This is a genomic window from Pontibacter silvestris, assembly GCF_020907275.1.
Lineage (GTDB): Bacteria > Bacteroidota > Bacteroidia > Cytophagales > Hymenobacteraceae > Pontibacter > Pontibacter silvestris.
This window is the reverse complement of sequence record NZ_JAJJWI010000021.1, coordinates 40401-66929: the sequence shown is the minus strand read 5'-3', so window position 1 is coordinate 66929 and position 26529 is coordinate 40401. Positions and strand designations below refer to the sequence as shown.

Sequence of the window (26529 nt, the reverse complement as noted above, 5' to 3'; positions counted from 1 at the left end):
TTCTATCCTAACTTCGCTTGTGACTGGTTCAGTAGTATCACAAATGTAAATACTATTTAGAACTAGTCCAAATAAATACGACAAGTAAATAAAAATGACTGACGTAAAAATTGACAAAGTAAACATCGCAGAAAAGCTAAGCCTTTTCCAAGACCATTGGAACCCACGCATTGTAGGCGAACTAAATGGGCAGCATGTAAAGCTGGCTAAGTTTTCAGGCCCTTTTGACTGGCACTACCATGAGCAGGAGGATGAATTATTCTTAGTGGTAAAAGGAAGTTTCGATATGGAATTTCGTGATAAGATTATTACTGTTAACCCAGGGGAGTTCTTGATTGTGCCACGCGGCGTAGAGCACAGACCTATAGCTAATGAGGAAGCAGAAATACTCCTGTTTGAACCAGCCACCACTGTTAATACCGGAAACCTGAAACAAAGCGATCGTACCCGTACTAACCTGGAGCGACTTTAGCCTAAGCTGTTTCTAATTTAGTCCTTTAGATATTGTTTGCAATATCTAACCCAACTCCTAAACCTGGCCAGAGACTATTTTTGGTTCTTTAGACAGTATGGTTTTGAGGTTTAGACGAACCAGATCTCCCATACAGTTGCATTTCAGAAACTCATCGGACTTATGATGCTCTGCTAATTCCTGTTTTAACTGCTTAACTTTCTCTGGAGTAGAAACTGTATCGGAGCGCATGCAATCTATCAGGTCTTTAAGCCGGTAACGCGCCAGCTTCAGACGCCTGAATAAAAGGGTGCGCTCCTCGCTTTGGTACTGCCGCATTGTTTCGGGCTTCAGCAATTTTAACACAATTTCAACAATCCTGTTGTTGTCTTTAAAGAACTGTGGCATGTACATGGTCTTCTTTCCTTCATAAGACTGCTGATCAAAGTCAATAGCACGCACCCGGTATTGCTCGTCTTCAAAGTCTGGTGTAATGTCTACTACATAATTATAGGAACGCATATCGCCAAGTAAGCGAATAAAGCTGCGTTCGTTAAACTTAACAAATTCTTTCGCTATACGCACTTTGTTCATGGCGGGCCTGTTCAGGTATTCCTGCATAAAAACATCACCAGGTATGCCCGCAATATGCTCTTCTATCAGAGATTCTCCGTCTACCAGGTAATTAATGCGGCTCGGCGACAAAATGTGCTCCAGCTCCAAACCATAAATACGTGAGGCATCGGCACGTTTTACATAGAAATACTCATAGTTGTCATTGAGCTGGTTCATGATCTGCACCCTGAACGGGTTTGAATTACCAAAGGTGCAGTAGTCGATACGGGACACGTACAGATGCTCCATCACTGACATATCGCCATCAGTCTTTAGCAACGCATATATTAAGGTTAAGCCATTGTTTAACTCCTGCTTCATGTGCTGGTCATACATAACTGATTCCCACAGTGTATCTTTCCCTTTCTTATCGTAATACGGAAAAGCATCTGTGTAATGCAGCAAATCTTCGTATCGTACCGGCAGCTTTGTTTCCCGGTCGTAGCTGTGCAGGTATTTCCGCAAGCCTTTCAAAATTGGGTAAAACTGCTTTTTCTTTGATATTTCCAACGGTGTAAAAGTCTAGATTAAAATAAACAACATACTACCTAAAGCCAATCTATCAGCATCAACAACACCTTCTATTGTACAAGTTTATTGTAGCTTAAAAGCTCACCACGCTACAGCCAGCCGCACAACTCACAACAACTCAATATAATCAATTAACAGTGTTCAATTGCTATCCAAAGGCGGCTTTTTAAAGCAACGCCACTACTCATAACTACTACCTGTCCGTTCATCGATAACTTCCTAGGTATCAAATCTATTCATCTATAAAATATGGAGGCAAGTCTACCACGAACACCTGTTAGTATAGTTCATTTGTACAGTATGCCTTGATAGCATTAAACTTGCAATGTCATCTGATAACAAGCAAGTTAACAGAAGGCAATGCAATCTAGAACCTATAAAAATAAAACCATGAAAAAAACAGTATTATTCCTGCTGGCAGCAGTGCTGCTGGTATTGACCGCGCCTACAACACAGGCTCAAAACAAAAAAATGCTTACAGCTGAAGAAGCCGAAGAGTTACTTCAAAAAACACTGGGCACATGGCAAGTAAAAGCCTTATTATGGCAGCCAGAGACCAAAAACTTCTCTGAACCAAGAGGTAGAGCCAGCTTTAGCAGTGCTCCTAATGGCATAGTAAGTGAGAAGTTTGAAATAGAGCAGCCTGATGGGCGTACAGAAAGAGTCGAGGGGACCCTTCGTTACTCTGAAATAAAGAAACGTTTTGAGTTTGTACAACTAGACCACAAAGGCAATAGTACCTTGCTTATGTATGGCAAGTGGAACCCCAACTTCAGCATGATTACCTTCAGACCTGCAAAAGGACAAAAGCATATAGCAGGCAAAGCTCTTTGGCAATACTTCTTCTTCGACGATGGCTCCTTTAAAAAGGTAGTTCGCAAGCCTGATACTCAAGGCAACTATATGATAGCTTCTGAATACCACTGCCTGCACATAAATACTGCTGGTTTATAAAATTTAAGTTTAGCTGACTTAATTACCTGTTGCCAATAGGCAACAGGTAATTTTTTTTTTGTACCTGCATTTATAGCAGCTCTTTTGCAGGGTCCCAGAATAACCTGTCGAAACCTATTACCTGATCGTTTTCAACCTTAACCCCTTCCTGCTCCAGGCGCTCTTTCATAGCATTAGGGTTGTCGAAGTGCTGTTTCCCGGTAAGCAGTCCCTGACGGTTTACTACCCGGTGAGCCGGAATTTTTGTAAAAGGGTGAGAGGCAATAAGAGCCCAACCAACCATGCGTGCCGACCCTTTAGACCCCAGGTAACTAGCTATAGCACCATATGAGGTCACGCGTCCCTCTGGTATCAGGCGCACCACCTCATAAACATCCTCAAAAAAATTCTTTTTGTTTTCACTCATTATTTCTTAATCCATTTTAAACCAATTCCTCTCCCGTTTGTCTTATAAATAAGGGAGTTGGTAGAGGAAGCATTTTCTCCCTTTATAATAAGTTGATATTGTTGTAACTTTAAACGGCTAATTACGGCTATGGCTGAACTTGCCTTAGGTAACGCTTCTCAGCTTTGTTATGATTCCTTTTATGATAGCATACAACTAAGCACTAACTAAACATAACCCGGACTAACCCTAAATGAACAAAACAGTTAAAACTATACTTATACTGGTAGTTGCTGCTGCTGCAGTATACTTATTGGCAAGTAAAGTATTTAAGAATGAAAAACAAGCACAAGCTGCTACTGGCGGACCGTTAGCAAAAAAAGTAGCCGTTGATGTATATGTAGTTTCCTCCACAGCTTACCAGAACAAAATCACAACTACAGGTACTGTGTTAGCTAATGAGGAAGTAGAACTCCGAAGCGAGGTTGCAGGCCGTGTAACAGGTATCAATTTCGAAGAAGGAAACCGGGTACAAAAAGGCCAGTTGCTCTTAACAGTAAATGACGAAGAAATGCGGGCGCAGCTACAAAAGCTACAGTCGAACCAGAAACTGTACCAAGACATGGAAGAACGCCAGCGCACGCTGCTTGAAAAAGACTATATTAGTAAGCAGGAGTACGACCAGGTAAGCAACCAGCTTGCTACGGCCACAGCTGATATTCAGGCACTGAAAGCCTCTCTTGCTAAAGCTTATGTGCGTGCTCCTTTCGATGGTGTGGTCGGCCTCCGACAAGTTAGTGAAGGAAGTTATGTTTCTGCCACTACACCTATAGCCCGTATTGTGGATGTCAGCCCTGTAAAAATTGACTTTGCCATACCTGGCCGCTACAGCCATCAGGTAAAAGAGGGTGCAGATATTACTTTCTCTTCTGAGGGCAGCCCTGAGACATACAATGCAAAAGTATACGCCATACAGCCTAACATAGACCCTGCTACTCGAACTCTGCAGGTGCGTGCGCTGTTCGATAACAAGAATCAGGAAGTAAGGCCTGGTGCGTTTGTGAAAGTAAGTCTTGCCCTGAAAGAGATGGAAGAGGCCATACTTATACCAACAGAAGCCATTATTCCGGAGGCGACTGGCCAGAAAGTGTTTTTATCTAAAAGTGGCAAAGCCGTTCCACAGATGGTAAAAATAGGCCAGCGCTCAGAAACCATGATCCAGATAACAGAAGGTATTGCCCCTGGTGATACCATTATCAGATCTGGTATTTTGCAGGTGCGCCCAGGCTCTGACCTGAGCATCCGTGAAGTTAGAACATCTGAAGAGGTGTTGTAGAAATATTAATATTTAAACTGTTACGTGAAGTTGGCAGAAGTTAAAGCATCCCGGACACTTGTAAATAAAGCAGAAAGCACATTCCTATGTGCCTTAGCTATTTTATCAGAAGATCGACCTTCCTGAACAGAAGACATTTGCTTTAACAAAGTTGTTTTAAATTTTAGATTCTAATTTGTAGATTCTACATTCTTATTATATATGAGTTTATCATCCATCAGTATTAAACGTCCTGTGCTGGCAATCGTGATGAGTATCACGATTATCGTTTTTGGGGTAATCGGGATTACGTATCTGGGTGTGCGTGAATATCCAAGTGTTGACCCTCCTATCGTAAACGTTTCCACCTCTTATACAGGTGCTAACGCCGAAACTATAGAATCTGAGATTACAGAGCCGCTGGAGGAATCGATAAATGGTATTGCAGGTATCAGAACACTGACCTCTACCAGTAGCGAAGGTAGCAGCAACATTACCGTAGAATTTAACCTAGGGGTAGACTTAGAAACTGCTGCTAATGATGTACGTGACCGCGTATCCAGGGCACAGCGAAGACTTCCGGAAGATGCTGAGCCTCCTACTATTGCAAAAGCCGATGCCGATGCCAATCCTATTATTATGCTGGGTGTGAAGAGCGAGACCCGCTCTCTGCTGGAGCTTTCTGATATAGGTCTGAATGTTTTTAAAGAGCAGTTGCAAACGATTCCAGGTGTAAGTGAGATTATGATCTGGGGTGACAAGCGCTACTCTATGCGTCTCTGGATGGACCCTGACAAGCTTTCTGCCTTGCAGGTAACACCCGTTGAGGTGCAGAATGCCCTTACAAGGCAAAACGTGGAACTGCCATCGGGCAGTATTGAGGGAGCTACAACAGAGCTTTCTGTTAGAACCATGGGCCGTATTTCTACTCCGGAAGAATTCAATAACCTGATTGTGCGCCAGGATGCTGGTCGCCTGATCCGTTTCCGTGATGTTGGTTACGCACAGCTTGCTCCTGAAAACGAAAAAACGGTGTTACGTTACAATGGCATTCCTATGATAGGTGTTGTTATTGTTCCGCAGCCAGGTTCGAACCAGGTAGAAATTGCCAATGAGTTTTACAGACGCCTGGAGCATATAAAAAAAGACATACCTGAAGACCTTGAGCTAATAATTGGTTTTGATAATACGGAGTACATTAAAGCTTCTATTTCTGAGGTAGAAGAAACTATTTATGTGGCCTTTGGGCTGGTAGTAGTTATCATCTTCCTGTTTCTGCGCGACTGGCGTTCTACGCTTATACCAGTTGTGGCTATACCAGTATCACTCATAGGAACATTCTTTATCATGTACGTGATGGACTTCTCCATTAACGTACTGACGCTGTTAGGTATCGTACTGGCCATTGGTCTGGTGGTAGACGACGCCATTGTGATGCTGGAGAATATTTATGCCCGTATTGAAGGTGGCGAAGAACCTATGAAGGCAGCCAAAAAAGGTTCAGAAGAAATCTACTTTGCTATTATATCCACCACCGTTGCGCTAGCAGCAGTGTTTATGCCTGTTGCCTTTCTGGAAGACACGACTGGTCGCCTTTTCAGGGAATTCGGTATTGTAGTAGCAGGTTCCGTAGTCATCTCTTCATTTGTGTCTTTAACACTAACGCCTATGATGTCGTCACGCCTGCTGAAGCGACAAGAAAAGCCTAACTGGTTCTACAGAAAAACAGAGCCATTCTTTAACGCTCTTACTAATAGTTACCGCAGCAGCCTTGAGAGCTTTATGCATGTGCGTTGGGTTGCGTTTATCCTGATCGTGCTTTCGGCTGGTGCTATATGGTGGCAAATAACCACACTACAGTCTGAGTTAAGCCCTGACGAAGACAGAAGTGGGTTACGAATCAACGCCACCGGTCCTGAAGGAGCTTCATTTGAGTTTATGGATGAATACATGAATGAGCTTACAGCCCTGGTGAATGACTCAGTGCCGGGTATTGCCAACATGACCTCCATGACGCGTAACGCTAACTCAGGTTTTATTCGCTTACGCTTAGTAGAACCTGATGAACGCAATAAGACACAGCAGCAAATAGTAGAAGATCTACCGTCGTTAATAAACCAGATACCAGGTGCCAGAGCCTTTGCCTCTGGCGATAAAGGGCTTGGAGGAGGACGTGGCTCTGGCCAGCCTGTACAGTTTGTGCTGCAGTCACAGAGTATGGATAAGCTGCGCGAGGTTATTCCCCAATTTCTGGAAGCAGCACAGCAAGACCCTACTTTCAACTTTGTGGATGTTAACCTTAAGTTCAACAAACCTGAATTACGGGTAGAAATTAACCGTGAAAAAGCACTGTCTTTGGGTGTAGATATACGCGATGTAGCACAAACCATGCAGTTAGGTTTGAGTGGTTCCCGCTTTGGCTACTTCGTCAAAGGTGGTAAGCAGTATCAGATATTAGGACAGGTAGCGCGTGAAAACCGTAGCGAACCACTCGACCTGCGTAGCCTTTATGTCAAAAATAATGTGGGAGAGTTAATACAGTTAGACAACTTAATTGAGCTGAAAGAAGAAAGTGCTTCCCCACAAGTCTATCGTTTCAACAGATTTGCCGCAGCTACTTTCAGTGCCTCCTTGGCTAAAGGTAAAACTATAGGCGATGGGGTTGAGGCAATGGATGCCATTGCAGATAAGGTACTCGATGAAACTTTCCAGACTTCACTTACAGGGCAATCCAGAGACTTTTCTGAAAGTTCCAGTAGCTTGCTATTTGCTTTCCTGTTAGCATTAGGTTTGATTTATTTGGCACTTTCAGCCCAGTTCGAGAGCTTCAAAGACCCAGTTATTATTATGTTTACAGTGCCTTTAGCCCTGGCTGGTGCATTACTTAGCCTCTGGTACTTCAATGAGACCCTTAACATTTTCAGCCAGATTGGTATGATTATGCTGGTCGGTCTGGTAACGAAGAATGGTATCCTGCTCGTGGAATTTGCTAATCAGCGTAAAGAGGAAGGTTTGAATAAGTTAGAAGCGGCCACTGATGCTGCCGTATCACGATTCCGGCCTATCCTGATGACAAGTTTATCAACCATTCTGGGCACCTTACCTATTGCTTTAGCGCTGGGTGCAGGATCTGAAAGCCGCGTTTCTATGGGTATTGCCGTGGTAGGCGGTCTTATTTTTGCGACAGGTCTTACACTTTATATTATCCCGGCCATTTACTCTTACTTATCATCAGCAAAAGCCAATGTTACTGCTAATGACAATAATGTAAATGTAGAAACACAGGAACGGGAGTTAGAACCAGAGCCAGTTTATAGTAAATAAAACATATAACCCTTAGCCAAGAAATCCTAATCCATTGGATAGTTTATTAATGCACCCATTAAGAACAGCACTACTGCTATTAACGGTAGCAGTAGCGCTTCTACCTCGAACAGCACTAAGCCAGGAACAGCTTTCGCTGGAACAAGCCATTCGCATAGGCTTACAACAAAATTATGATATACAGATTGCTACAAAGCAAGAAGCAATAGCCGAAAACAACGTAACGCTTGGTAATGCTGGCTTTCTGCCTACGCTGGACGCAAGAGCAAGCCGCACTTTCAGCGAAAACAATTCCCTGCAGGAATTTCAGACTGGCCCGGACCGTGAAAGAATAGGAGCAAAATCTAACAGCCTGAGCTCGAATATAAACCTTAACTGGGTTCTCTTTGATGGCTTGGGCATGTTTATTAACTACGACCGCCTGCAAGCACTTGAAAAGGCAGGTAACTTATTCACAAAAGAGACTGTCGAAAATACGGTGGCCAACATATTAAATTACTATTTCGAAGTAGCCCGACAATCCAGCAAAATACAAGCTTTGAAGGATGCCATAGTCATCTCAGAACAACGTGTGGAAATTGCACAGGCACAATATGAGGTGGGGGTAAGCGCTAAAGTTGAGATATTACGTGCTCAGGTAGACTACAACTCAGACAGGTCAGAGTTGTTGCTTCAACAGGAGGCTTTGCAAAACGCAAAAATAAACCTGAACCAGCTTTTAGGACGAGATCCGGATATCGACTTTATCACCTCTGACTCTGTTATTGTTGACCCTACTTTAACGTATAATAAAGTTGATAATAATCTGCTTGCCTCGAACCCTGTTTTACAACGCCTACAGCTAAACAGTCATATTGCTAATCTCGATATAAAGGCGATCAGAGCCAGCCGGTTCCCGGTAGTTGGTTTTACCAGTGCTTACAACTTTACCCGCTCAGAGGCAGAGCCTCTAAATGAGTACCAGGCAAGGTTTAATCGTAACACGGGGTATAACTATGGCTTAACGGTGAGTCTGCCAATTTTCAATGGATTTAACCTAAACAGGCAGGCACAAAATGCCCGCATTAGTTTGCAGTCAATAAACCTGGAATACCAGCAAGAACAGAACCGGTTGCAGTCAGACCTCGCCCGAGCTTATAGCCAGTACTCCAACCGTTTAGAACTCCTGTCATTAGAAGAATTTAATTTAAAGCTGGCACAGGAAAATGCAGACATAGCCTTAGAACGGTATCGCTTGGGCTTACTTACGGCAATAGAGCTACGTGAGGCACAACGCAACCAGTTAGTCGCAGAAAACCGCCTCATCGATATAAGGTATGAAGCTAAGACAGCTGAAATAGAATTAAAACGGCTGACCAGTTCGCTGCTTCAAGGGCAGTAAGTACTAAATGATAATAAAAAAGAGGAACAGCTTCATCTGTTCCTCTTTTTTATTCTGTCAGCCTAAGATAAACCATTGTTGACTTACTTTAAGGGTGACTTAAAATCATCTGTAATGTTGCTTGATTTCCTGTACAGAGCTTTCTTCTAATGGTTTATGCAAAAAACCTTTCACTAACCTGTAGCCTTTAGCTTTTTCTTCCTCTTCTATATCCACTGATGATGTAAGAATATAGATACTACATTTCTCCTCCAGCTGATTCTCATAAGGCAAAAGTCTGTTTAAAAAGCTCCAGCCACTCATCAAGGGCATATTAAGATCCAGAAAAATGATATCCGGTATCTTCTCCACTTCCAGCCCTTCAATAATATCATTTAGTGCATCCTGTGCATATTGGTAGCTTTGGTATTCCTTCGCTATATTCTCTTCCTCCAGTATAGCTTCTGTTAAAAAGAGACTTATTTCATCATCATCTATTATAAAAGCTCTCTTCAACATTATACTTCAGGTAAATTTTAAAACTGGTGCCCACATTCGGAGTACTGTCTACTTCAATCCTGCCCTTCATAGCTTCTACTTGTGTTTTAACAAGAAAAAGGCCTACCCCTCTTCCGGTAGTGTTCAGGTGGAAGCGCTTATACAGCTTAAACAGTTGGTCCTTTACTAAGCCCATTTCCATACCCGATCCATTATCGCTTATAATGATTTCAACTTCCCCGTCTTTATTTTGTCTACACTTAACAGCTATAATAAGTTTACGATCTGTAGCTCTATATTTTATAGCATTCAGTAACAGGTTATAAAATATGTTATGCAGATAAGCTTTGCTTGCTTGAACAACACAATCTGTATCAACATCAACAAGTGTAGTAACGCCTAATTCCACTATACTCTCCTGCAGACTATTGATTACCTCTGTACACACTGCTGAAAGATTTACATCTTCTAAAGGGAGTAGCTGATTTCCATCTCTCAGTGAGAGTATAGTGTTCATATCTTTTATGATACTATCCAAATGCGAAACAGAAGTTTGTAGTTTTGACAGGACACTTTCGAACTTCTTTGAGTTCTTGTCTATTCTGGGTAGCAAGGCGGCCAAACCAGACGCATTCGCAACAGGAGCCCGAAGGTTATGCGATATAAAGTAAGTAAACTGCTGAAGGCTTTTATTTTGTATTGACAGATCACTCGCCATCTGTTTAAGCTCTAGTTCAGACCTTTTTTTGTCTGTAGTATCGCTCTGAATAGCTATAAACTTTGATACATGACCTTTGGTGTCCAGAATGGGCGTTATGATCATAGAGAACCACACTTTTTCTCCATTCTTTCTGTAATTGAGAATTTCTTCAGAAAAAGGAACTGCTTCAGCTAGCTTTTTTCTTATTCGGGCAACTGTTTCTTGATCGGTTTCAACTCCCTGTAGCAATTCACCCGGCTCTTTATGTAATACCTCTGCAAAAGAATAGCCTGTCAATCTTTCAAAGCTGTTGTTTACCCACTCAACTTTGCCATCACCATCTGTTATAATAACACCGTTTGTAGTCTGGCTAGCCACTAACGAAAGCTTTTCTAGCTCAGCCTCCAAACCTCTCTCCTCTATAACATCTCTAAAATAAACCGATATACCATTACTGGAGGGAAACACACTAAAGCGAATGACTGCTTCTCTTGGTTTAGAATAAGGTTCTTCAAAAGATACCGGTAAACCGGAAGAGGCTACTTCATGGCACTTATAATAGAACAAAGAATGAACTGACTGAGGATATGTCTCCCATATATTGTTCCCAAGCATTTCTTCTCTGTATTTGCCAAGAAAGGCTGCATAGGCTTTATTTACATAGGTATAACACCACTGTTTATCTAAGGCAAAAAAAGGTTCGGCTATGCTTTCAACTACACTGTTTAACTGATCTGCCTGTTCTCTTATAAGCCTGTCTGAGCGTTTTAACTGTGTAATGTCTCTGGCGATAACATGCACTCCCTCGACACTGCCTTTAAAGAAAATAGGTACTATTGTAACACAAATATCTATCTCTTTTCCCTGCTTCGTAAGTACTAAGGCCTCAATAGTATGTGCCTGCCCTGCCAGTGCCTTATTAAAAGCATATGTTACTTCCTTTGTGTAAGATGGATGCACTAGCTCTGTAAAGTGCTTTCCTTTAATTTCTTCTTCAGAGTAATTGATTAACCGGGGAAACTGCTTATTCGCATCTTCGAAATACCCATCTGTATTCAGTGTAAATACAGCATCAGGATGGTCGTGAAAGAGTGACTTGTAAAAAGATTGGCTTTGCTCCTTTTTCAGTTCATTTTCAACTTCCTGTGTAACATCTCTTGAATTTGCTACAATTCCTCTGACACTTTCATTATCCAGCATGTTAGTAATGGTACATTCTATCCATCTCCAGTCACCATTTTTAGCTTTAAACCTTAATGGTAGCATTCTTACCTCTTTCTCTGTACAGATTTTCTCTAACGCAGATAAAGCAAATGCTGCATCGTTCTTATGGATGTAATCAATTGCATTTGTTCCTAGCAGCTCATGCGCCTCATAACCTAACACAGGTTCTACAGAAGCACCCACAAACATGTACTCACCAGCTTGATCTAAAACAGAAATAAGCTCAGTACTATTTTTCACAATAGCTTTATAAAAATCAGAGGTAAAATTCGCGTCACACATCATACCTAAAGTTCAATTCCTCTACCCTACACCAAAGTTCACAAAGCAATGATAAGCATTTTAACAAATAAGAATCTAACAATTAAACAAATTAATTTATCCCACCTATTTCCCATCCTAATAATTAAACAACTATATAGTACAATTATTAAACTATATTCAGGAAGTAAACATATTTAACCTATACAATTACCCGTATTTATAAAAGCATATATTTCACACACCTAAACCTTATCCTACATCATAATAGAATAATATTAAAACAGGTTTAAAAAGATAGTATAAATCTTCTTGAAAAGGATGCTTTTCCTACTGCTCTATCAGAAAAAGCTTTAGATCAACTTTCTAAAGCCTGCACAGCAATGCTGCTGGCTGCACAGTATCAAGCCTAACACCTAACACACACAAGCTTATGAAAGAATTTGTGATGAGAAAACACCAGATAGCGAGCTATCTAACGATAATACTGCAAGGATGCAACAAAGGTAAACAAACAGTGCTTTATAATGAGGTTCTAGGATACAGGACTTACTATTGCTCCTCTAAAAGAAATATAGTAAGAGTTCTAGGGCCGTGAGCACCCAGCACTAGTGACTGCTCAATATCTGCTGTCTTGGAAGGGCCAGCTATAAATACTCCGAAGCCATAATCTTTCATTCCTATTTGTTCGTAAGCATGATGCATCAGGGGTAGTATAGCTTTCGGTGAGACTACTAAAGCCAGGTGCTGACAAATAAAAGGCGTTACCCGCATAGGCAACAGTTCTTCTGTAACCCATAAAGCACTGTTCTCAGCCACTCCCAAGTGTGCTTCTAATATAGCCAGGTCTACATCCTCCATAGTATGAGGGTCTGTGCTCGGCACAATAGAGACTTCAGCCACATCTGAGAATTGAGGAAAAGTAGAAATAATTCTTTTCGAAGCTTTGTGCTCCTTCAGGAGAATCTGCTTTGCTTCTTTCAAGCTATTTACACGAAATACTTTACTACCAATACCAACTGCCACGGTGGTAAACTTCTCCACCAGGTCTGATTTCTCTGAAGAGAAAATGGGAATTTCCGGCAGTGCAACGGGTATTGGTTGGTTCTTCGCTACAGACGCAAGTATTTGTTCTCTGCTACTCATTGGTTTATTTTCTGTTTTTGCGGTACCATTCTCCGAATGACTCCTTTGGGGGTACAGGCATTTCGCGCTGCTTGTACCACGGGTTAAGCTTATTACTAACGGCAAGAGGCACATTCCGCATGAACCACCTACCGGCTTTACCTGCCAACCGAAAAGTAGCAGGCGAGGCAAAGGTTTGCGTCATGGCTTTCATGCCCAATGTTTTTTTAGAATCTGCATACCCCTCCTGCACTATCACCTGTCGCCACTTATATAGTTGGTTATGGATGTCAATTTTTACAGGACATACATTAGAACAGGAACCACACAGCGTAGAGGCAAACGGTAAGTCAGCAGCTTTTTTCATATCAAAGTTCGGAGCCAGTATAGCCCCTATTGGGCCTGCCACTGCATTGTGGTAACTGTGCCCGCCGCTTCTGCGGTAAACAGGGCAGGTGTTCATACAGGCCCCGCACCGAATACATTTTAAGGAGTTTCGGAAGTCTTCTCTGCCAAGGTGTATGCTCCTGCCGTTGTCTACCAGCACAAGGTGCATTTCGTGCCCCTTTCTTGGCTTTTTAAAATGGCTGGAATAAGTCGTGATTGGCTGCCCTGTGGCACTTCGGGCCAGCAGCCTAAGAAATACACCAAGATGCTTTCGCTGCGGTATCAGCTTCTCAATACCCATACTCGCAATATGTACGTCTGCCAGGTGGGCTCCCATGTCTGCATTACCCTCGTTGGTGCAAACCACGAACTCCCCTGTTTCGGCTATAGCGAAGTTTACGCCTGTAAGGGCTGCTCGACGCGTTAAAAATTTTTCCCGTAGGTGTTGCCGTGCCGTCTCGGTAAGTACCTGCGGGTCAGAAACGCCAGGCGCTGTGCCTAAATGCTTATGAAACAGCTCCCCTACCTCTTCTTTCTTTTTGTGGATACTAGGCAAAACAATATGGCTGGGCGGCTCTTTTGCCAGCTGCACAATGCGTTCCCCTAAGTCAGAATCTATTACCTCTATTCCGTTTTCAGCTAAGTAATCATTCAGATGGCACTCCTCTGTCAGCATAGACTTACTTTTTACCATCTCCTTTACACCATGCTTTTTCAGTATGCCATGTACAATCTGGTTGTGCTCTCTGGCATCTACTGCCCAGTGTACTATAACTCCGTTAGCCTTGGCATTAGCTTCAAACTGCTCCAGGTACTCGCTCAGGTTTGATAATACATTATGCTTGATCTGAGAGGCTGTTTCGCGTAACAGTTCCCAATCCGGAATAGCATGCGCAGACCTGTCCCGCTTCTGCCTGATAAACCATAAGGTTTCATCGTGCCAGTTTACCCGCAGCTCATCTGCATTAAAGTTTTCGGCCAAGGCTGCATGGTCTTTTAACTCACTCATATCTCCTGTGCATTTAAAATTTCGGCAATATGCATCACCTTTACATTACTTTTTTGCCTGCGTAAAATGCCCTCCATGTGCATCAGGCAACTCATATCGGCCGCTGTTATATATTCAGCCTCATGCTGTAAATGATCTGCCACCCGGTCCTTGCCCATTTTTACCGATACGGCCTCTTCTGCCACGCAAAAAGTTCCACCGAAGCCACAGCACTCATCCTTGCGTGTAAGCTCAATCAACTCCAGCCCGTCTACCATACTCAACAGTTGTTCTGGCTTAGAAAAATCACGAGCGACAAGCTCCGTCATCTGGGCAAGTCTTAAACCTCTCTGGCCGTGGCAGCTCTGGTGCAGGCCTACTTTGTGCGGAAACCTTGCTTTCAACTTATCAACTTTCAGCACATCTGTCAGGAACTCTATCAATTCGTATATTTTTCCACGTATAGCATTTGCTTCGGCAGGATATTTATCGGAGTGCAAATGATCTTTAATATGTAGTACGCAACTCCCGGAAGGAGCCACGATATAGTCAAACTCTTTAAAGTTCTTAACAAAAAGCTCGTTGCTCTCATGCGTCAGGTGCTCGTAGCCTGAGTTGGCCATTGGTTGGCCGCAACAAGTTTGTTTTAACGGATACACTACCTGCACCCCCAGTTTTTCAAGTAGTTCCAGTGTAGCAATGGCAGCATTGGGGTAAAACTGATCTACATAGCAAGGTATAAAAAGGCCTACTGTCATATGTTAGCGTCGTGCGTTACGGCATAATATTTTAATTCGATAATGTCGTTTGGCATTGGTTTGGAGTTCCAGTGCCTGTGGATAGCCAGGGCAGTGCCAACGGCAGTTGCCTGTGCCATTGAAGCGGCAAATATTTCTTTATCAGGGTAAAAGGAAGCCAGCAGGTTCATGTAAATAGCATTCTTACTAAACCCTCCGTCCACAAAAATTCGCTTTACATCTGTTCCCTCTAAAACCAATTGAGTAGAGGCCACCTGCTGCGTTACCAGGTCCAGAATGAACTGGTGGTAAGCTTCCACATCTGAAGAAAAAGAGGCCAAATTGCGTTGAGCAAAAACTGACTCCTGCAGTTGGTTTTTACTAGCCTTTGCGCCTACCATAGAACCCTGTTCCCGCTGTAGTTTACAGATAACTTCAGGGTCAAAAGCAACAGTTTTATAGCGCGCAGTGTTCTGGTTGAAATGTGCCGCTATACGCTTTACCTGCTGCTCATGCTCATAGCCTCCAAAGAATCTTGAGGCCTTTACCGGCTTGCCCTTATACTGCATGTAACACAGGCAGTCCTGCTGCAATTCGGCTTCGGTTAAAGGTGTGGAGTTGAAGGGATTTAAGGTAATGCACCAGGTTCCGGTAGAAATCAGCACAAATGACTCATGGAAATTTACCAAGTAAGGAATCAGTGCAGCTGAACTGTCATGCAGGCCGATGCCTACGGCATAGCTGTTACCCGGAAAAGCAGCTGGCACCACACTGTCAGACGGTGCTAAAGGTGCCAGTTTTTCCAGAATTCCTTCTTTTGCCACCCATTCATGGTAATCTCCTTTCGAGAAATCCCACAGGTTAGTGTGGCAACCTATACTAGTAATATCAGAATATGCTTCCCCCGAAATCAAATAGCTTAAGTACTGAGGCAAGTGCAAAGCATATTTTATCTGTTTAAAAAGCTCTGGCTTCTCATACTTCATCCGGTAAAGCTGCATGCCGGAGTTCAGACTTCCCAACACAGGAGAGGCTGTCTCTTTCGAGAACTTCTCCTCACCTCCATAGGTGTTGTAAAACTGCTTTTTTAGCTCCTCCGGATACGGCTTCAGGTAGTTGTACAAAGGGCAAAGCGGCCTGCCCTCTTCATCAATGTAAACAAAGCTTGCCCCATACGTGGAGAAGTTAATAGCCCTAATTTCATATTCCTGCCGCCGGAACACATCCCGCAGCGAATCAAAAACAGATAACCTTAAGCTTTCCAGATTCTCGCAGGGCTCACCATCCTCATCCACTGTTTCTATAAAACGTGCTGATTTCTCGTACACAATTTTATAGCTCTCATCAAAGAGAAACAGCTTCTTGTTTGTTTTGCCTACATCGAAAATAGCAACTACAGGTATCTTTTGCATGATTATAGTCCGGTTGCAACGGTCTTCAGACCACGTTCATTAATAAGGTTTTCTCTCACTTTCAGTTCACGGAACAGTTGCAACGGACGCAAAGCAGCTCCAGTACGCAACCTTGCCTCCGCCACTATAGGGCGAACATCGGTGCGGAACGCTTCCTGCAGTATTTCCTGGCAACGTACCACATCATTTTCCTGCTGAGCGCCTTTCAGCCCCTGCTGGTCTACCAGTAAAGCTTGCGCATAGGCAATCATAATGGCTTCTACAGACTGCAAAAGGTCTTCAAGCGGATCTTTCACATTATGTGAGGCGTCAATCATCCAGGCAAGGCTGGTGGCATGATCCATGCCCCTGGCATCCATACCGTCTACCAAAGAGTTAAAGATAAGGAACAGCTGGTAAGGCTTAATACTGCCGGTGGTTAAGTCGTCATCGCCATACTTAGAGTCGTTGAAGTGGAAACCGCCAAGTTTGCCTTCCATCAACAGCAACGACACAATCTGCTCTATATTAGCATTTGGCAGGTGGTGACCAAGATCAACTAAGGTATAAGCTTTGGGGCCAAGCTTGTTGGCAAACAGCAAAGACTGTCCCCAGTCGCCTACCGTCATGGAGTAAAAGTTAGGCTCAAAGGCTTTGTACTCTACAAACACTTTCCAATCATCTGGTAAAGCTGCATAAACTTCCTGTAAACTTTCCAAAGTATTCTCAAAGGCATTCCTGAAATTAAGCTGCCCCGGAAAACTGGAGCCGTCCGATAGCCAAACTGTTAACGCATCAGAACCCAACTCTATGCCGTGCCTAATTACCTCTATGTTATGCTCCACTGCCTGCCTACGAATAGCTTTGTCAACGTGCTGCATAGAGCCAAACTTGTAACTCTGCTTCTGATCTGGCTGGTCCTGAAAGGTGTTGGAGTTAACAGCATCAAACTTTAAGCCGTGCTGTGCAGCCAGCGCTTTTATAGCTTTATAATCCTGCGGTATGTCCCAGGGAATGTGCAGCGAAATAGCACCACTGGACTGGTTCAGGGCATGCAGCAAACCTACGTCTTCAATCTTCTCTTCTAAACTACGAGGCTCTCCACTGCCAGAAAAGCGGCCAAAACGGGTGCCACCGGTACCTAATGCCCAACTTGGAATACCTATCTGAAAATCGACCAGCTTTTGCAGTACCCCCTCTACATTGTTCAGGGAGGAAGCTAAAACCTCAAACTTTCGTTTGTGCTCCTGCTCCTGCTGCTGGTTAAAATCATCTATCTTATATTTTTCAATTTGCATAACTGTCGGTTGTAAGCTTTTAAAATACTAAGAAGTCTCTCATAAAGAAAGCGTGGTAAAGTCTATCAGCTTTAATTATAATAAGCTACCTCCAGACTTTATCCAGAGGCAGCATATTTTTATCTGGTAAAAGCCATCGCGACACCACCATCCACATTCAGCATGTTACCCGTAGACTTATTCATCAATCCGCCCACAAAAACAAAGCAGGCATTGGCGATATCTTCCGGAAGTATAATCTGGTTCAGCAAGGTGCGTTTGGCATAGAAAGCAGGAAGCTCCTCTACGGTGATACCGTAAGCTTTCGCACGGCCTTCTGCCCAGCCTCCGGCCCATATATTACTGTCACTGATAACAGCATCAGGATTTACTACATTTACCCGGATCTTATCAGCGCCTAACTCAGCGGCATTCAGACGACTCAGGTGCAGTTGTGCTGCTTTAGCGCTGCCATAGCCTGCGTTGTTTGGTCCGCTAACCAAGCCATTTTTACTGGCAATATTGATAATGTCTCCGCCAATATCCTGCTTGCGCATGGTTGCAACAGCTGCCTGCGTCACAAAGAACTGCCCCTTCACCAGTACATCATACAGCAAGTCCCAGTCTTTTTCGGTATGGCCTTCTATTGTTTTTGAGATGGATAAACCAGCATTGTTTATCACAATGTCAACCCCTCCAAAAGCAAGGGCAGCTACATCGAAGGCCTCCTGAATCTGATCGCTCTTTGTTACGTCTAGCACTGCTGTGGCATAAGAGTCTTTCCCGTATGTTGCTTTAAACTCTTCTCCGGCTCCCTGCAAACGCTCCTCATTCATATCGTTCAGCACCACTACGGCACCTTCTTCCACAAACTTCTTAGCGATAGCTTTACCAATACCGCCTGCGCTGCCTGTTATCAGGGTAATCTTGCCTGACAAAGCCTTCGGCTTAGGCATACGCTGTAATTTAGCTTCTTCCAATAGCCAATACTCAATATCAAAAGCCTCCTGGCGTGGCAGAGAGGTGTACTCCGACACAGCCTCTGCGCCTTTCATTACATTGATGGCATTAATGTAAAACTCTGATGCTACTCGTGTTGTCTGCTTATCTTTAGAAAAAGAAAACATACCTACTCCCGGATATAGAATAATAACAGGATTGGCATCGCGCATAGCAGGGCTGTTCGGGTGCTTGTGCTGCTCATAATAGTCTTTGTACATCTGGCGATATGACTCAAAAGCTGGAGCAAGTTTCTCTTTAACAGCAGCTACATCAGAAAGGTCGGCATCAGGAGCAAGCTCTAAAACTAGCGGGCTGATTTTAGTGCGCAGGAAATGGTCTGGGCAACTGGTACCCATTGGAGCCAACCTCTCTAGGTCATTTGAATTAATAAACTCCAGCACACGCGGATCGTCAGTAAAGTGGCCGATCATGTGTCTTTCGCTGGAGCAGAAACCACGCAGTACCGGAGCAATTGCAGCAGCCTGTTTCTTACGTGCGTCTTCATGCAGGCTTTCAACTTTGGCACCGCCGAACACAGGTCCTTTTTTTCCGATGTTCTGCTCCATGTACGCTGCACATCGCTCAATTACCTCCAGTGTGTTGATGTAGCTTTCGTACGCTGTATCGCCCCAGGTAAACAGGCCGTGGGAACCTAACATAATACCACGTATGCCAGGGTTCTCATCCAGACACTGGCGCAACTGTAAGCCTAGGTCAAAGCCCGGACGCTGCCAGTCAACCCAGCCTATGTTTCCCTCAAACAGTTCTTCAGTTATTTTCTTTCCGTCTTTAGCAGCCGCTATAGCAATGGCTGCATCGGGGTGCAGGTGGTCGATGTGCTTAAAAGGCAGGAAACCATGCAGAGGCGTATCAATAGAAGGAGCTTTGGACTTAAGGTCAAAGATGCTGTGATTGAAAAGCTCCACCATCTTGTCTTCATGCTCTATGCCTCTGTATACGTTCTTCAGGCTTCTTAAACGATCCAGATATAAGGCCGCAAGGCCACTGCGCTTTAAAGTACCCAAATCACCTCCAGATCCTTTCACCCACATTACCTCTGTATCCTGACCTGTAAGCGGGTCTTTTGCCATCACTTTGCAAGAGGTGTTACCTCCACCGTAATTCGTCAATCTCAGGTCCGCGCCCAGCAGGTTAGATCTGTAGATTAACAGCCCAACTTCATCGCCTGCAAGCTTTTCCGCCTCGGCTTCATCCCACAGGTAGCTTACATGCTTGAATTCTGTTTTTGTTGTTGCTTCTAACATATGCTTCAAAATTGGATTTACTTCTTGTTTGACATTCTTTATAATGAGTTACCATAGCCTACTACTATGACAGACAGTATGATGACAGCTATTCCTGTAAGTATGGTCCTAAAGGTTTTCCTGGCTACATCTCTCCACTCACCTAAGGCCAGGCCCCACATATTAGAGATCAGAATAATAAAAGCCATGTGCAAAATCCAAGAACTGGCACCATTGCCAAGCTTACTTTCTCCCATACCATAAAAAAAGAACTGCATGAACCAGGTAGTACCAGCCAAAGCTGAAAACAAATAGTTCCGGGTAAGAGGCGCTTTCTTGTTGGCATAGTCACCAAAAGTTCTGTTTCTGGCATTCAGAATCATACACCATATAAAGTTGGTTGTTAAACCACCCCACAGAATTACCACGAACGTCACATTGTTCTGAAACAAAGAATTGCCACCATTCAACACAGCCTCTTCGGCCATAGGCTTACCTGCTTCAATACCGTAGTTAAAACAGGCGCTTAAAACGCCGGAAATAACACCTACCGTTAAGCCTTTCCTGATATTGAACTCCTGCACCCCTACTTGTTTCTGCTCATCAGACAGCTCGTTTTCCTTCATCACCCCCGCTTTGCCACAAATAACAATCCCGATGAGGCAAACAAATATCCCCAGCAACACGACCTGCCCACTGGTACTATTAAGCATTCCTGTAAAAGTCTCACCGCTGTCACTACCGATCAGGTCACGGTAGATAGGCGGCATCAGTGCTCCAAAAGCAGAAGATAAGCCTAGCACAAATGTCTGCCCAAGCGAGACTCCTAAGTAGCGTACTCCCAGCCCAAAGGTCAGCCCCCCCACTCCCCATAACACACCTAAGAAATAGGTCCAGAACACAATAGCAGCATCAGTTGAACTGATAATGCTCATAAAATCTGGCACCGTAAAATAAGCAGCTATCAAAGGAGCAATTAGCCACGAAAAAAGACCACCTATAATCCAGTAACTTTCCCAAGCCCACTCTTTTACTTTTTTAAATGGGATGTAAAAACTGCCGGAGGCAAAGCCGCCTATAAAGTGAAAAACTACTCCTAAAAGTGCCTGCATGTATAGGTAAATCAGTAATTATGTCTAAAGATAAAATAGGTGTAGCTACTTACTATCCTGCACTGTCATGGCAGTTAAACATTTAAGCTGATTATTAACCTGGGGAATAATGATCTATTCAGGCTATTTTCTCCTGTTACTTTTTACCATATATAAGTAATGGATAGCTGGCAGAGTGCTGCTCTCTCTTATTTCTTAACAATCTGACTTCCAAATAGAAATAATCTTCTAGTTTTAAAGCTCTAAGTAAAAACACTAAGCGTTTAAAGCAGTATATATAACAAGACAAATATTCATATAAAAAAACGGTGTCTTTCTTACCGTGAATTGCAATAAATAACCTCTTTTACAGATATCGAAATCAATAATGCTTACATATAAAGACTTTATGGCTTATAGGCTTAGTAAGGACAATAAGCTTATAACTAACAAATGGCTACACCAAATTAACAGCGCCGAGTACAGGCAGGGATTGTTGTATGTATATGAGAATATTTTTCAGTACCATTGCCAGTGCTGGCTTTATGATGCATCAACTTTTGTAAGTCCTGACATTCGTGATCAGAAGTGGACAATGGACATATTTGGCGCTCTTTTAGCCAAAAGTACGCTACAAAAGATAGCTGTTCTGCTACCTGAAGATGCCTTTTTACTTAAACTGGCAGACGATGTACAACAAAAGGCTAACCCTATCTTCGGGGAAGGAGTGGTCGTAAAATATTTCTTCAATGCAGACGAGGCCAATGAGTGGCTTACAGATGGTGTAACAAATGCTAAAGGGAACAAATATTTTCAGCATGAGCCTTAAAACCCATCATTTAGTTTTACATCTTGCCAAGCATGTATGTATGCTACTGGTTCAGTAAGGTCAATAGTAAATAACTCCGTGGGAGTACTTGAGGTAACAATTGAGTAAGCAGATCAGCAGTTTATGGATGGTGAAACACCTATAGAAAGCCTGAACCTTTCCTTTATCTGCGACAAAGACTGAGAAAAAAATGAAGCCTGGAAGAACTGCAGTTGGTTCTGAGCAAGGAGGAGCAAGCCTGCGGACGCTTCCATAAGTATTGACTCTCTCCGGGTCTAAACAGTCCAAGTCAGAGGGTTTTCTCTTTGAAACGTGGTATTGCAGGTTTTATGTTGGCAATCTGGTTTGGCACCTTCAGCATAGAAGTAAAAGCTCAATCTGTTACTCATCAGGAAACTGACCGTTAACATAATAAAGAGCCATCTGAAATGGCTTTAGGAATGGTGCTGGAGACTTGCCTGTTTATAAACAGGGAGGCGAGATGGGCATGTTGGAGTTCATCGAAAAGAACCTAAAATATCCTTCGGATAAAAACCTAAATGGTATAGTTGTTACTTCATTTGTCGTATCAACGACAAATGAAGTAACAGACCCTGTAATTATTAAAAGTTTATCCACCGCAGCACACGAGGAAACAAGAAAGCCTCTGCGCGACATACGTTGCCTATAAAGTTCAGTGAGGACAAAAGGAAGGAAAAATAATTCCAAGGCCACTAGCATAGAGTATGCTCGGCAGCAAGTACTTAAACCAAGAACTATATACAACTTCTCCTCAGCTGCCCTACCTTCACTTCATCTCTTCTAAGCCACACTTTTACATATCGAGAATTATCGATATCTTTGCAATATGAATCATGTTGAATTCTTTAAAGCACTGTCTAACAAAACAAGGCTGCAGATTTTAAATTTGCTCAAAGAGCCTGAAAAGCATTTTCCTCCTCAGGAAAAAGGAGCCTATGATGCCGGTGTTTGTGTAGGCCACATCCAGCAGAAAGTCGGACTTACGCAATCTACCATTTCAGAGTATTTGTCCCTTTTACAGCGCACAGGCTTAATTACAGCCACCCGTGTTGGACAGTGGACTTATTATAAAAGAAATGAAGAGGCTTTTCAGAAGCTGGCAGAAATAATTCAGAAAGAACTTTAAAAGGCATAAACTAGTAAAGTTGGTGTCTTTTTATATATCGAAAAATCTCGAAGTACCGAATTACATAACATCAGCATAGAATATTTACCCAACTCCTGAAACCTATCTTAAACAGCCATAAAGCATGTTTACACCAAACCTAGAAAAGTCACCTTTGCAGAATGCAGGTTTCACCAAAGTTGTAAAACCTGGTAAGCTTACCTTTGGCGTAATGTTTCCGATAGAAGCTTTTAAAGGAGATATGCCCACCATGCAACAACAGGTGGAACTGGCACAATATGCAGAGCAGAATGGTTTTACTTCGCTAGCCTTTCGCGATGTTCCTTTACGGGATCCTTCTTTTGGCGACTCAGGCCAGGTTTTTGACCCTTGGGTTTACCTGGGCTACCTTACGGCACAAACACAGCATATTGCTTTAATTACTGCTTCGCTGGTAGCCCCTCTTCGCCACCCAGTACATACCGCCAAAGCAGCAGCCAGTGTAGATCAGCTATCGAAGGGGCGCTTACTGCTGGGACTTTCTACGGGAGACAGACCTGTAGAATATCCTGCTTTTAATGTAGACCACGCAGAGCGGGGAAAAATATTCCGAGAGCACTTTGAATTAATCAACAAATACTGGACAACATCTTTTGAATCTGTACAAAGCCCTTTTGGGATATTAAGAAAAGCTGATGTTATACCTAAGCCGCTTGCTTCCAGAGTGCCCATGCTGGTGGTAGGCCACAGCCAGAATAGCCTGGAGTGGATAGCCAAAAATGCAGATGGCTGGATGACATATGGTCGGGACCCGTACAGACAACAACTGGTGATACAGGAATGGAGACAGGCACTGGACCAGGAGGCAGAGGGTCAGTTTAAGCCTTTCATACAGGGGCTTTCTCTTGACCTGACAGAGAACCCAAATGCTTACCCATACCCTATTCACGGAGGCTATATGGTAGGAAGAAACTACTTAGTTACCGTTTTAAAAGACTTACATGAAATTGGTGTTAACCATATCATTCTGGGGCTGAAATATTGTAACAGGCCTGCCGATGTGGTTTTACAGGAATTAGCAGAGTTTGTGCTGCCACAGTTTACTTAAACTGCACAGCTATGACATATATAGTTTACCACCGTATCAATAAAGAAAAAGAAAATGAGTGATCATCATAAAAAATTAGCAGACATACCTGTATCTGTGCTGGACTTGGCTCCTATCCGATCAGGAGAAACAGCAGCAGATTCTTTCCACAACAGTTTGAACCTGGCTCAAAATGTAGAACGATTAGGCTTTACGCGCTATTGGCTGGCAGAGCACCATAACATGCCCGGCATTGCAAGCTCTGCTACATCCGTCTTAATTGGGTACATAGCAGGAGGAACATCAAAAATAAAAGTTGGTTCTGGAGGCGTTATGCTGCCTAACCACGCACCGCTTATTGTAGCAGAGCAGTTCGGTACTTTAGAGTCTCTGTACCCAGGCAGAATTAACTTAGGATTAGGCCGTGCCCCTGGTACAGACCAGCTAACAGCTATGGCCTTAAGGCGTGACTTACACGGAAATGTAGAAAGTTTTCCTCAGAACGTGGAAGAACTACGGAATTATTTTGCCAACAATCCTACTGCGCGCGTTCGTGCTGTTCCGGGCGAAGGCCTTAATGTACCTATCTGGTTACTTGGCTCCAGCACGTATGGAGCACAACTGGCTGGTATACTTGGCTTACCTTATGCCTTTGCCAGCCACTTTGCTCCGGCCAACCTGCATTCTGCTCTTAAGGTGTACAGAGAAAGCTTTCAGCCGTCTGATGAACTGCAGGAACCGTATGCTATGGCCTGTGTCAATGTGATTGCTGCCGATACAGATGAGGAGGCCAACCGCCTGGCAACTACGCTTTATACCTCTTTCCTGAATGTGATAAGAGGAACAGCCAGGCAATTACAGCCACCTGTTGAAAGCCTGGAAGCTATGTGGGATGCTTCAGAGAAATACTCTGTGCAACAAATGCTGCGTTACTCTTTTGTTGGAGGCCCCAAAACAGTGCAAGAAGAGCTACAGTCCTTTTTAGATGAGACACAGGTAAACGAGATAATGGTTGCATCCTCTGTCTATGATAACCAGGCGAGGGTGCATTCTTATGAGATTATTGCTGATTTTTTCAAAAAGGCAGAATTTTAAAAGCACCTTTAACAAAGGTAACTCCTCCATACAGTTTGGTTTTCATAAAGTAGCAGCTGCTTATTAATTTCAGGGCCTGATGAAGGAGATAAACCTCCACTTCATCAGGCTGGCTGCTTCTCTGACGTAACTGGTAAGGCAAAACAGTATTAGAAGTATTTCAAAACTTAATTTAACTTAGGAGTGCCATACAGGGAATAAATAATTCCCTAATGAACAGAAAATAAGGCGATGATCCACAATACAACATACGAGGCAGCACGATCGGTAGCAGCAACAGTGGAAACCCATTTTGCAAAACATCATGCTGCGGCACACCAGGACAACAAAGAGAAGCTGGCTCCTGCTCCCTCAGCGCAGATTATCGAGGTGATTGTTGACACCACTTTCTGGGCAAGTTTACTCCGTGAAGAGGGCCATTCTCCTAAAATTTCACTGGCTTTTATACCGCCTGAACAATCTGAGCAACCTCTCTTATTTGAGCATCGATTTCCGTTCACTCCAAGCATTCTTACTAAGCTTGCGCCAGCCGTTGAGCGCCCTGGTATTCATATTGGTGTGTGGCATGAGGAGGATGAGCTATATGTGTGGGGTGCCACGCGTGTCATTCCTCATCTATGTTTTGTGCTGGAAGTAGTTGAACCAGGCCTGCTGGTAATAAAGCATCGCCGTGTAGATGAATTCGGAAAATTTGCCAACGTTGCTGTGCTTAATGGTGAGCAGGTAAAGGTAGTTGATGAAAACAGTGCCAGCCTTCCGAACTGTCCGTCTATCCTGACTTCGCTGCTTGGTTTTAGTTCTCCCTCCTCCTGGAACTACTCAGTTAATGAATCTGTGAACGTGCTTATTCAACTGGCTGTATCTATGCGCGACCACGGCCGTGGTGGCTCGCTGCTGGTGGTGCCCAGTGGCACGAAAACATGGCGAAAGTCTATCATTCATCCAATCTCCTACTCTGTGGCGCCTGCTTTTTCGGGGTTGGCCGATTTAATGCGGCAGGATGTAAGCATAAGAAACCAGAGCCAATGGCAGGGAGCACTTCGGCAGGCAGTTGGCAGTATTGCCGGTCTTACTGCTGTAGACGGGGCAACAGTTATCAATGACCAACATGAGTTACTTGCTTTCGGAGCAAAAATAGGACGCCCGGAAGGTAGTACACCTGTTCAGAAAATAATTGTGACAGAGCCCATCATTAACGGTGAAGCAGCCATTGTGCATCCTTCACAGAACGGTGGAACACGGCACATGTCGGCAGCACAGTTTGTACAAGATCAACAGGACGCTATTGCTCTTGTAGCCTCACAGGATGGACGCTTTACTATTTTTGCCTGGTCTCCCTGCGAAGAGATGGTACACGCGCACCGGGTCGAAACACTCCTTTTATAGTAAGATTACTCTAGTACTGATGTCAGATTTTGTAACTCTCCGGTTTATGATTAGAAGCCATCACCTCTGTAGCTAAAGAGAGTCGGAATGCTCATATTATACCCAGGCTTTCATACATTCCCAAAAAATGTTAATTTTGCAGGATG

Annotated in this window: 22 protein-coding genes; 11 read left to right on the top strand and 11 right to left on the bottom strand. The window is 43.5% G+C overall.

Annotated elements, in window-relative coordinates:
• Positions 1-94 precede the first annotated feature (94 nt).
• Positions 95-472 (top strand): cupin domain-containing protein, encoded by a 378-nt coding sequence (locus LN995_RS17255; protein ID WP_229962334.1) that lies wholly within the window; start codon positions 95-97, stop codon positions 470-472.
• Positions 473-529: 57 nt separating this feature from the next.
• Here the strand turns inward: LN995_RS17255 and LN995_RS17250 are convergent, their stop codons facing one another.
• The gene (locus tag LN995_RS17250) at positions 530-1576 is read right to left on the bottom strand and encodes a hypothetical protein (protein WP_229962333.1); all 1047 of its coding nucleotides are present in this window, start codon (positions 1574-1576) and stop codon (positions 530-532) included.
• A gap of 411 nt (positions 1577-1987) precedes the next feature.
• On the opposite strand from LN995_RS17250, the gene LN995_RS17245 reads away from it, so the two are divergent.
• Complete coding sequence (locus LN995_RS17245) at positions 1988-2551, top strand: hypothetical protein (protein WP_229962332.1); 564 nt, start codon at positions 1988-1990, stop codon at positions 2549-2551.
• A gap of 70 nt (positions 2552-2621) precedes the next feature.
• On the opposite strand, the gene LN995_RS17240 is transcribed toward LN995_RS17245, so the two are convergent.
• Positions 2622-2957, bottom strand: coding sequence for an MGMT family protein (locus tag LN995_RS17240; RefSeq protein ID WP_229962331.1), 336 nt, complete (start codon positions 2955-2957; stop codon positions 2622-2624).
• Positions 2958-3189: 232 nt separating this feature from the next.
• Between LN995_RS17240 and LN995_RS17235 the strand changes: the two genes are divergently transcribed.
• The 3 genes from LN995_RS17235 (at position 3190) to LN995_RS17225 (ending at position 8956) form a co-directional block, all read left to right on the top strand.
• The gene (locus tag LN995_RS17235) at positions 3190-4272 is read left to right on the top strand and encodes an efflux RND transporter periplasmic adaptor subunit (RefSeq protein ID WP_229962330.1); all 1083 of its coding nucleotides are present in this window, start codon (positions 3190-3192) and stop codon (positions 4270-4272) included.
• 201 nt (positions 4273-4473) lie between these two features.
• Positions 4474-7575, top strand: a complete 3102-nt coding sequence (locus LN995_RS17230) for an efflux RND transporter permease subunit (protein ID WP_229962329.1) — start codon at positions 4474-4476, stop codon at positions 7573-7575.
• Between the two features lie 34 nt (positions 7576-7609).
• Positions 7610-8956, top strand: coding sequence for a TolC family protein (locus tag LN995_RS17225; RefSeq protein ID WP_229962328.1), 1347 nt, complete (start codon positions 7610-7612; stop codon positions 8954-8956).
• Between the two features lie 105 nt (positions 8957-9061).
• On the opposite strand, the gene LN995_RS17220 is transcribed toward LN995_RS17225, so the two are convergent.
• The 9 genes from LN995_RS17220 to rhaT all read right to left on the bottom strand — a co-directional run bounded on the left by LN995_RS17220 (position 9062) and on the right by rhaT (position 20881).
• Positions 9062-9454: a response regulator gene (locus LN995_RS17220; RefSeq protein ID WP_229962327.1), complete on the bottom strand. Its 393-nt coding sequence runs from the start codon at positions 9452-9454 to the stop codon at positions 9062-9064.
• Positions 9426-11639 (bottom strand): PAS domain S-box protein, encoded by a 2214-nt coding sequence (locus LN995_RS17215; protein ID WP_262910516.1) that lies wholly within the window; start codon positions 11637-11639, stop codon positions 9426-9428. The genes LN995_RS17220 and LN995_RS17215 overlap by 29 nt, the downstream gene beginning before the upstream one ends.
• 531 nt (positions 11640-12170) lie before the next feature.
• The gene (locus tag LN995_RS17210; protein ID WP_229962325.1) at positions 12171-12764 is read right to left on the bottom strand and encodes a LutC/YkgG family protein; all 594 of its coding nucleotides are present in this window, start codon (positions 12762-12764) and stop codon (positions 12171-12173) included.
• Positions 12765-12768: 4 nt separating this feature from the next.
• Entirely contained in the window at positions 12769-14139 is a 1371-nt protein-coding gene (locus tag LN995_RS17205) for a lactate utilization protein B (RefSeq protein ID WP_229962324.1), read from the bottom strand.
• On the bottom strand, positions 14136-14876 hold the full coding sequence (locus LN995_RS17200) for a (Fe-S)-binding protein (RefSeq protein ID WP_229962323.1): 741 nt from the start codon (positions 14874-14876) through the stop codon (positions 14136-14138). Before LN995_RS17200 ends, LN995_RS17205 begins: the two co-directional genes overlap by 4 nt.
• Complete coding sequence (locus tag LN995_RS17195; protein WP_229962322.1) at positions 14873-16267, bottom strand: FGGY-family carbohydrate kinase; 1395 nt, start codon at positions 16265-16267, stop codon at positions 14873-14875. The genes LN995_RS17200 and LN995_RS17195 overlap by 4 nt, the downstream gene beginning before the upstream one ends.
• A gap of 2 nt (positions 16268-16269) precedes the next feature.
• Entirely contained in the window at positions 16270-17544 is a 1275-nt protein-coding gene (locus LN995_RS17190) for a TIM barrel protein (RefSeq protein WP_229962321.1), read from the bottom strand.
• 119 nt (positions 17545-17663) lie between these two features.
• A complete protein-coding gene (locus LN995_RS17185; protein ID WP_229962320.1) occupies positions 17664-19790 on the bottom strand; it encodes a bifunctional aldolase/short-chain dehydrogenase in 2127 nt (708 codons plus the stop codon).
• A gap of 38 nt (positions 19791-19828) precedes the next feature.
• The gene (gene rhaT / locus LN995_RS17180; protein ID WP_229962319.1) at positions 19829-20881 is read right to left on the bottom strand and encodes an L-rhamnose/proton symporter RhaT; all 1053 of its coding nucleotides are present in this window, start codon (positions 20879-20881) and stop codon (positions 19829-19831) included.
• A gap of 367 nt (positions 20882-21248) precedes the next feature.
• Here rhaT and LN995_RS17175 point away from each other — a divergent pair, with 367 nt between their 5' ends.
• From LN995_RS17175 to LN995_RS17150, 6 genes are all read left to right on the top strand, one after another.
• Positions 21249-21689 carry a hypothetical protein gene (locus LN995_RS17175; RefSeq protein ID WP_229962318.1) on the top strand — a complete coding sequence of 147 codons (441 nt, stop codon included), beginning with the start codon at positions 21249-21251 and terminating at the stop codon, positions 21687-21689.
• Positions 21690-22143: 454 nt separating this feature from the next.
• Complete coding sequence (locus LN995_RS17170) at positions 22144-22359, top strand: energy transducer TonB (RefSeq protein ID WP_229962317.1); 216 nt, start codon at positions 22144-22146, stop codon at positions 22357-22359.
• Positions 22360-22536: 177 nt separating this feature from the next.
• A complete protein-coding gene (locus tag LN995_RS17165) occupies positions 22537-22836 on the top strand; it encodes an ArsR/SmtB family transcription factor (RefSeq protein ID WP_229962316.1) in 300 nt (99 codons plus the stop codon).
• 124 nt (positions 22837-22960) lie between these two features.
• The gene (locus tag LN995_RS17160) at positions 22961-23923 is read left to right on the top strand and encodes an LLM class oxidoreductase (protein ID WP_229962315.1); all 963 of its coding nucleotides are present in this window, start codon (positions 22961-22963) and stop codon (positions 23921-23923) included.
• 54 nt (positions 23924-23977) lie between these two features.
• A complete protein-coding gene (locus LN995_RS17155) occupies positions 23978-24997 on the top strand; it encodes an LLM class flavin-dependent oxidoreductase (RefSeq protein ID WP_229962314.1) in 1020 nt (339 codons plus the stop codon).
• A gap of 231 nt (positions 24998-25228) precedes the next feature.
• Positions 25229-26383: a putative sensor domain DACNV-containing protein gene (locus tag LN995_RS17150; protein ID WP_229962313.1), complete on the top strand. Its 1155-nt coding sequence runs from the start codon at positions 25229-25231 to the stop codon at positions 26381-26383.
• Positions 26384-26529 lie beyond the last annotated feature (146 nt).

Coding starts and splice junctions, on each gene's coding strand:
- LN995_RS17255 (WP_229962334.1), top strand. CDS start 95: ATGACTGACGTAAAAATTGACAAAGTAAACATCGCAGAAAAGCTAAGC.
- LN995_RS17175 (WP_229962318.1), top strand. CDS start 21,249: ATGCTTACATATAAAGACTTTATGGCTTATAGGCTTAGTAAGGACAAT.
- LN995_RS17200 (WP_229962323.1), bottom strand. CDS start 14,876: ATGACAGTAGGCCTTTTTATACCTTGCTATGTAGATCAGTTTTACCCC.
- rhaT (WP_229962319.1), bottom strand. CDS start 20,881: ATGCAGGCACTTTTAGGAGTAGTTTTTCACTTTATAGGCGGCTTTGCC.
- LN995_RS17165 (WP_229962316.1), top strand. CDS start 22,537: ATGAATCATGTTGAATTCTTTAAAGCACTGTCTAACAAAACAAGGCTG.
- LN995_RS17220 (WP_229962327.1), bottom strand. CDS start 9,454: ATGTTGAAGAGAGCTTTTATAATAGATGATGATGAAATAAGTCTCTTT.
- LN995_RS17155 (WP_229962314.1), top strand. CDS start 23,978: ATGAGTGATCATCATAAAAAATTAGCAGACATACCTGTATCTGTGCTG.
- LN995_RS17190 (WP_229962321.1), bottom strand. CDS start 17,544: ATGCAAATTGAAAAATATAAGATAGATGATTTTAACCAGCAGCAGGAG.
- LN995_RS17205 (WP_229962324.1), bottom strand. CDS start 14,139: ATGAGTGAGTTAAAAGACCATGCAGCCTTGGCCGAAAACTTTAATGCA.
- LN995_RS17210 (WP_229962325.1), bottom strand. CDS start 12,764: ATGAGTAGCAGAGAACAAATACTTGCGTCTGTAGCGAAGAACCAACCA.
- LN995_RS17235 (WP_229962330.1), top strand. CDS start 3,190: ATGAACAAAACAGTTAAAACTATACTTATACTGGTAGTTGCTGCTGCT.
- LN995_RS17240 (WP_229962331.1), bottom strand. CDS start 2,957: ATGAGTGAAAACAAAAAGAATTTTTTTGAGGATGTTTATGAGGTGGTG.
- LN995_RS17185 (WP_229962320.1), bottom strand. CDS start 19,790: ATGTTAGAAGCAACAACAAAAACAGAATTCAAGCATGTAAGCTACCTG.
- LN995_RS17245 (WP_229962332.1), top strand. CDS start 1,988: ATGAAAAAAACAGTATTATTCCTGCTGGCAGCAGTGCTGCTGGTATTG.
- LN995_RS17160 (WP_229962315.1), top strand. CDS start 22,961: ATGTTTACACCAAACCTAGAAAAGTCACCTTTGCAGAATGCAGGTTTC.
- LN995_RS17215 (WP_262910516.1), bottom strand. CDS start 11,639: ATGTGTGACGCGAATTTTACCTCTGATTTTTATAAAGCTATTGTGAAA.
- LN995_RS17150 (WP_229962313.1), top strand. CDS start 25,229: ATGATCCACAATACAACATACGAGGCAGCACGATCGGTAGCAGCAACA.
- LN995_RS17230 (WP_229962329.1), top strand. CDS start 4,474: ATGAGTTTATCATCCATCAGTATTAAACGTCCTGTGCTGGCAATCGTG.
- LN995_RS17195 (WP_229962322.1), bottom strand. CDS start 16,267: ATGCAAAAGATACCTGTAGTTGCTATTTTCGATGTAGGCAAAACAAAC.